A 6490-nucleotide genomic window follows, 5' to 3' on the forward strand; every position below is an offset into this window, starting at 1 on the left:
GCCGGCGCCAATGCCGGGAATCCCGCCGGCGCGGGCACCGGCATCCGGCGGGGCATCCGGTGGGGCATCCGCCACGGCGGATGCCCCACCGGACGCGGCACGGGCCGCGTCCGCACATTCGGCCGCAGCAGGGACCGCAGCCTCGGCCGCGGCTCCGGTAGCTGCGGTGACCGCGGCGGCTCCGGCGGCTGCAGTGACCGCGGCGGCTCCGGCGGCTGCGGTGACCGCGGCGGCTCCGGCGGCTGCGGTGAGCGCCGCGGCCAGGGCGAGGAGCTGGTGAACGTGTTCACCAGCGGCCCCTGTCCCCGTGTGGGTTCCGGACCTGCCCGGCACCCCCGCCATTGCTTCCATGGACACAACATTACCGACAGGCACTGACACTATTAGAAAATAGATTCGAAACTGGAACAACTTCCCACGCAGCACCCCCTGTGGAGGCATCAACCCCCACAAATTGGGACAGCAACCACTGGACGAGACCAGGATCGCGACAAGCCCCCGGTCTCGTCGGGTCGACCACCGAGGGACGCTGCTGTGCCTCCTGCTAACGTGGAATCATGGCCCCGCCCCTCGACATCCTTGAGCTCCTGCAGCATCCAGCAACGGAGGTGGCCCCCTACCTTCTGGGCGCACTGGTGAGGCACGAAAGCCCGGAAGGCCCCGTCGTCGTACGGCTGACGGAGGTCGAGGCTTATCTGGGCCCGGAGGACTCCCCGGACCCGGATCCCGGGGCCCACAGCTACCGCGGCAAGACAAACCGCAATGCGGTCATGTTCGGCCCGCCGGGTCACCTCTACGTCTACTTCACCTATGGAATGCATTTTTGTGCCAACCTGGTCTGCCGGCCGGAGGGGACGTCGTCGGGGTGCCTGATGCGTGCCGGTGAGATAGTCGAGGGCCTGGAGCTGGCCCGGTCGCGCCGGCCCACCGCACGGCACGACTATGAGCTGGCGCAGGGCCCCGCCAGGCTCACCAAGGCCATGGGCTTCAACGGGGGGCATAATGGCATTCCGGCGCTCGGCGGGGAGGTCACAGTCACGCTGCCGGACCAATGTGAAACGCGCGTCGTGACGGGCCCCCGCGTGGGCATCAGCGGCCCCGGGGGGACCATTGACTACCCGTGGCGGTTCTGGATTGGAGGGGACCCCACAGTGTCAAGGTTCAAGCCGGGAGTGGTGCGTGCTCCGCGTCGTCGCGCACCAACTGTTCCGAATACTCGATGAGTTCGGTGACTTCGGGCAGCAGGTCAGCAGGGGTGAGGCGGTGCACCAGACCGGCCCGGGAGTGCGGCCACTCGTGCTCCAGGATCGAGTAGATGGCACAGTCCACCCGGGAGCCGTCGTGGCCGCGGCGGTAGCCGCGCAGCACGCCGTCCAGTGACGCGCCCAGCTTCAGGATGGCGGCGGCGCTGCGGACATTGCGGACGTCGCAGCGCAGCGTCACCCGGTGCACCAGCAATTCCTCAAACGCGAAGGACAGCAGGGCCAGCTTGGAGGCGGCGTTAACGTTGCGGCCCCAGTAGTTCCGGCCAAAAAATGTCATGCCAAGCTCAACTCGTGACTGGTCCGGGACGAAGTCGTACAAGCTGGTGGTTCCGGCAACGGTGCCGGTGGCCTCATCAATGACTGCAAACGCAATCATGGCCGGATCCGTGATGCGAGCGGCAAAGATTTTTTCCAGGGCGCGCCGGGAGGTGGGACGCGCGGAAGCCATCCCTGCCCACATGTCGGCATCGACAAAAGGGAACAGATCTGCCGCATGGCGACGGCGCAGCGGCACAAGCCGGACACCGTGCCCGGGAAGCGAAATGTTGTGTTGCACGGAAATATATAAGCACCTTTTTTACCTCCCGAAAACCACCCGATCCGGAGCCTGTGGCGTGGAAGGGTGAAAGGGACCCCCGGCACCGCGTCCAAGCCAGTTCAACGCCCCCTCCAAACCCCTGAGAATCCGCCAGTTTCAGCGGTTGTTGAGGCCCTGTGCGCTTCCTTCGCCGACTACCCGAAGACGGGCATTGTTTTCAAAGAATTAACCCCTGTTTTTGCCGACGGCGCGGCACTGCGCCAGATGGTGGATTCCGTTGTGTCCGCCTATGCTGGAAAGCTTCCGCGCCCCGTGTCCGCCGAGGCCTACGCCTTGGAGTATGGGCGCGCCACCTTGGAGCTCCACCGGGACGACATCACATCTGGCACGCGTGTGTTAATTCTCGACGACGTCCTGGCCACGGGAGGCACCCCCGGTGCCGCCGCGGTCCTGTTGGAGCGCGCCGGGGCAGTGGTGGCCGGCGTCGGCGTTGTCCTGGAAATTGACGAATTGCCGGGGCGGAACAATCGCCCCGGCCGCGAGGTTGTGTCGCTGCCGCACGCGTAGCAGCCTGTCGGTGGACGCCGGTACCCCTTGCCGCCGTGCCGGGTATAGAATAGACGGTCCGCCTTTTGGAAGCCCGCCTTAGGTAACAGGAGCATTTTGCATGTATGACGCCGAGCTGGCCCGTGAACGCACTTACGTTGATGGCCTGTATGCCCGACTGGACGAACTTCGCGCCGAAAAAATTGAGCAGCTTGGCGAGGTGCGCCGGACCAAGTCCATGGGCACGCACCAAAACCGTTCCGAGCGCGACGCTTTCGCCACGTTGTATGAAACGCGCCTGGCCCAGCTCAACGCCGTCGACGACAAGCTCGTCTTTGGCCGCCTGGACCTGGACGGCGGCGAGCAGCGCTACATCGGGCGGATCGGCCTCTCCACGGAAGACTTGCGCCAACTGATGGTGGACTGGCGGGCCCCGGAGGCCGGCACGTTCTACCAGGCCACCGCCTTTGAGCGGCTGGGGGTGCGCCGCCGCCGGCACCTGATTCTTCAAGGGCGCAACGTCAAGTCCATCGAGGACGACGTTCTGGACCACACCATGCTGGTGGACGGCGAACACCTGCAGGGGGAGGGTGCGCTGCTGGCTGCCCTGAACTCGAAGCGCACCGGCCGCATGAGCGACATCGTGGGCACCATCCAGGCCGAACAGGACCGCATCATCCGTTCACCGCTGAGCGGGGCGCTTGTGGTTCAGGGCGGCCCCGGCACCGGAAAGACAGCAGTGGCCCTGCACCGCGCCGCCTACCTGCTGTACACGCACCGCGAGCGGCTCGCCGCCGCCGGCGTGCTGCTGGTGGGCCCCTCCAGCGCGTTCATGAAGTACATTGAGCGCGTATTGCCGTCCCTGGGCGAGACCGGCGTGGTCATGGCCAGCGTCGGTCACCTGCTGCCGGGTGTCAACGCCACGGCCGTCGAATCGCCGGAGGTGGCACGCCTCAAGGGCCGGATCGACATGGCGCAGGTCATGGCGAACGCCGTTGCCAACCGGCAGAGGCTGCCGCGGGGCGACGCCAGGCTCGACGTCGAGGGCACCCGCCTGGTGCTGACTGCACGCCAGGTGCGCCGCGCCCGGGACAAGGCCCGTGCCACCGGCAAGCCGCATAACGAAGCCCGCCTGACGTTTGTCAAGATCCTGCTGCGCGAGCTGACGGACCAGCTGCGCGAGCACATCGAGGCCAGCGGTGCGGGCAACACGGCCGACAGGTCCTACCTCGCCGAGGATGTCCGTTCCGCAAGGGAGGTGCGCATCATGCTCAACCTGTGCTGGATGCCGATGAGCGCCCAAAAACTGGTCCGGGAGCTGTTCAGCAAGCCGGAGATCCTCAGGGCCGTGGCTCCCAACTTCACCGAGGCGGAGCGCGCGCTGCTTTTGCGCCCGGCGAATGCCCCGTGGACCGAGTCGGACGTGCCGTTGTTGGACGAGGCCGCCGAACTCCTGGGCGAGCTTGACGCCACGGGCGGCCGGGCTGAAGCCGCCCATGACGCGCAACGGCGGCGTGACCTCGCCAATGCCGAGAAGGCCATCTCCAACATGAACCAGCAGCTGGAGGACTCGGGCGTGGACGGCATGCTCACCGCCGAACAGTTGGCAGACTACAACGTTGTCGAGGGCGAGCACCTGACGAACGCGGAAAGGGCCTTGAGCGACAGGACCTGGGCGTACGGCCACGTGGTGGTTGATGAGGCGCAGGAGCTCTCGCCCATGCAGTGGCGCCTGCTGGTGCGGCGCTGCCCAGTGAAGTCCTTCACGATCGTGGGCGACATCGCACAAACCAGTTCCGCCGCCGGCGCCGATTCGTGGCGCCAGGCGCTGTCACCGTTCATGGGGGAGCGGTGGACCATGGAGGAACTGACCGTCAACTACCGCACCCCCACACAGATCGCCGAAGCGGCCGTGCGGATGGCCAATGCAGCGGGCCAGGTGGTCTCCGCCCCCAAGGCAGTGCGCGACGGCGAGTGGGGGCCGATTGTTGACCTCGTTGCCCCGGGCGGGCTGGTCGACCGGGTGGTGGCTGTCATGGAGGAGGAGACGGCGGCGGTGGGCGGGGGACTGGTGGCCGTCATTGCCCCGCCCGCGCTCGTGGCGGAGACTGCGGCCGCGTTGCGCACGGTCTACGGCCGCCGGGTGGGCCACGGCGCCGGTTCCGTGGAACAGGACATTGTGGTGATCGACCCGCACGAGGCCAAGGGGCTGGAATTTGACGGCGTGGTCATTGTGGAGCCCGCGGCCCTGCTCGCAGGTGCCGGGGGCCGCGTCGGCGACCTGTACGTTGCCATGACCCGCCCCACGCAGCGACTGCGACTGATCGCCTCCGAACCTTTGCCCGAGGGAATAGAAGCGTAAGGCGGCGGACGCGCGAATCGAAAGAACCGGCGTCGTGCTGGTAATTTTGTGTTGTGTCTTTGCAAACTGAACTCCGCGCCCCAGAGAACGATCCCAGCTTCGCCAATGTGTGGCAGGAGCTCAAGTGGCGGGGCCTGGTCCAGGTCTCCACGGACGAGGCCGCGCTCGAGGAACTGCTCGCGGGCGAGCCCATCACGTACTACTGCGGATTCGACCCCACCGCGCCCAGCCTGCACCTGGGCAACCTGGTGCAGCTGCTGACCATGCGCCGCCTGCAGCTGGCCGGCCACAAGCCGCTGGGCCTGGTGGGCGGTTCCACCGGACTGGTGGGGGACCCGCGCCCGACGGCGGAGCGCACCATGAATTCCAAGGAGACGGTTTCCGAGTGGGTTGGCTACCTGCAGGGCCAGGTGCAGCGCTTCCTGTCGTTTGAGGGCGACAATGCCGCCCGCATGGTCAACAACCTGGATTGGACGGCGCCCATGAGCGCCATCGACTTCCTGCGCGACATTGGCAAGTACTTCCGGGTCGGCACCATGATCAAGAAGGACATTGTGGCCTCCCGCCTGAATTCGGACGAGGGCATCAGCTACGCCGAATTCAGCTACCAGATCCTGCAGGGCATGGACTACCTGGAGCTGTACCGCCAGTACGGCTGCGTCCTGCAGCAGGGCGGCTCCGACCAATGGGGAAACCTGACCAGCGGCACGGACCTGATCCGCAAGGTGGAAGGCGCTTCCGTGCATGCCCTGGGCACGCCGCTGATCACCAACTCCGACGGCACCAAGTTCGGCAAGAGTGAGGGCAACGCGATCTGGCTCGACGCACACATGTGCAGTCCGTTCGACATGTACCAGTTCTGGTTGAACACCTCCGACGCCGACGTGGCAGACCGCCTGAAGGTGTTCACGTTCCTCACCCGCGAGGAAATTGCGGAACTGGAGGGTTCCGTCTCCGAGCGGCCGCATCTTCGCGAGGCCCAGCGGACACTGGCCTTCCAGGTCACGTCACTGGTGCACGGCGTCGACGCGACGGTGAAGGTCATTGCCGCCTCGGCAGCACTGTTCGGGCAGGGCAGCCTGGCGGAACTGGACGAAGCGACGCTGGCATCAGCGACCCGTGAGCTCCCGCGATCCTCAGCGCCGGCTGCTGGACTCTCAATTGTTGACCTGCTGGTCGCTTCCGGGCTGTCCAACAGCAACTCCGCGGCTCGCCGCACAGTGGGGGAGGGCGGCGCGTACGTGAACAATGCCAAGATCACCGATCCCGATGCCGTGCTGGGTACGGCGGATGCACTGCACGGCAAGTACCTGCTGGTGCGGCGCGGAAAGCGCACGCTCTCCATGGTGGAACTCGGCAGCTAAGCGACCGGAGAGGTACGGGCTGGTGCCGGCCCTTCGATGTGCCTCTCCTTCACTTCGCCTACGGAAATGCCGGCCCAGCCGCCTCGGTACCTGGATTGGGCGCGTGGCTTGGCCGATTTGCGTTGGGGGTGGGTGGCTGTGTAATGTTTCCTCTGTCGCCTGCACAAGGTTGAGTCGCTTCGTGAGAAGTGTGGACTCCCATCTTGCAGGAAACTAAGCCAAACATATCCTTTACATGGGTGTTTCCGCGTTTTCTAATGTGGAGTATTCATTGGATATTAGTGGTTTATGGAATTCATGGAGTGACGAGCCACACAGGATGTGGATTGGACAAAGTGAATTCCGATGAAATAACATTGAAACATCACGTCGACGAAAACATGTTGTGAAAACAACTTGGATTACTCGAATGTAT

Annotated in this window: 5 protein-coding genes and 1 pseudogene; 4 read left to right on the plus strand and 2 right to left on the minus strand. The window is 65.4% G+C overall.

All coding sequences use genetic code 11. From position 1 onward, the window contains the following. Positions 1-351 (minus strand): annotated as a pseudogene (locus G6034_RS19175) (hypothetical protein); the annotation flags it as partial. A 206-nt stretch (positions 352-557) separates the two neighbouring features. Here G6034_RS19175 and G6034_RS19180 point away from each other — a divergent pair. Further along, the gene (locus G6034_RS19180) at positions 558-1223 is read left to right on the plus strand and encodes a DNA-3-methyladenine glycosylase (RefSeq protein ID WP_176636700.1); all 666 of its coding nucleotides are present in this window, start codon (positions 558-560) and stop codon (positions 1221-1223) included. Here the strand turns inward: G6034_RS19180 and G6034_RS19185 are convergent. Beyond that, positions 1162-1821, minus strand: a complete 660-nt coding sequence (locus tag G6034_RS19185) for a GNAT family N-acetyltransferase (RefSeq protein ID WP_176636701.1) — start codon at positions 1819-1821, stop codon at positions 1162-1164. The genes G6034_RS19180 and G6034_RS19185 overlap by 62 nt on opposite strands. Before the next feature lie 261 nt (positions 1822-2082). On the opposite strand from G6034_RS19185, the gene G6034_RS19190 reads away from it, so the two are divergent. From G6034_RS19190 to tyrS, 3 genes are all read left to right on the plus strand, one after another. Then, positions 2083-2370: a phosphoribosyltransferase family protein gene (locus G6034_RS19190; protein WP_425485549.1), complete on the plus strand. Its 288-nt coding sequence runs from the start codon at positions 2083-2085 to the stop codon at positions 2368-2370. Positions 2371-2470: 100 nt separating this feature from the next. Further along, positions 2471-4711, plus strand: a complete 2241-nt coding sequence (locus tag G6034_RS19195; protein ID WP_176636702.1) for a HelD family protein — start codon at positions 2471-2473, stop codon at positions 4709-4711. A 53-nt stretch (positions 4712-4764) separates the two neighbouring features. Then, positions 4765-6075 carry a tyrosine--tRNA ligase gene (gene tyrS, locus G6034_RS19200; protein ID WP_176636703.1) on the plus strand — a complete coding sequence of 437 codons (1311 nt, stop codon included), beginning with the start codon at positions 4765-4767 and terminating at the stop codon, positions 6073-6075. Positions 6076-6490 lie beyond the last annotated feature (415 nt).

Origin of the sequence: Arthrobacter wenxiniae (assembly GCF_013376105.1) — a bacterium.
GTDB lineage: Bacteria > Actinomycetota > Actinomycetes > Actinomycetales > Micrococcaceae > Specibacter > Specibacter wenxiniae.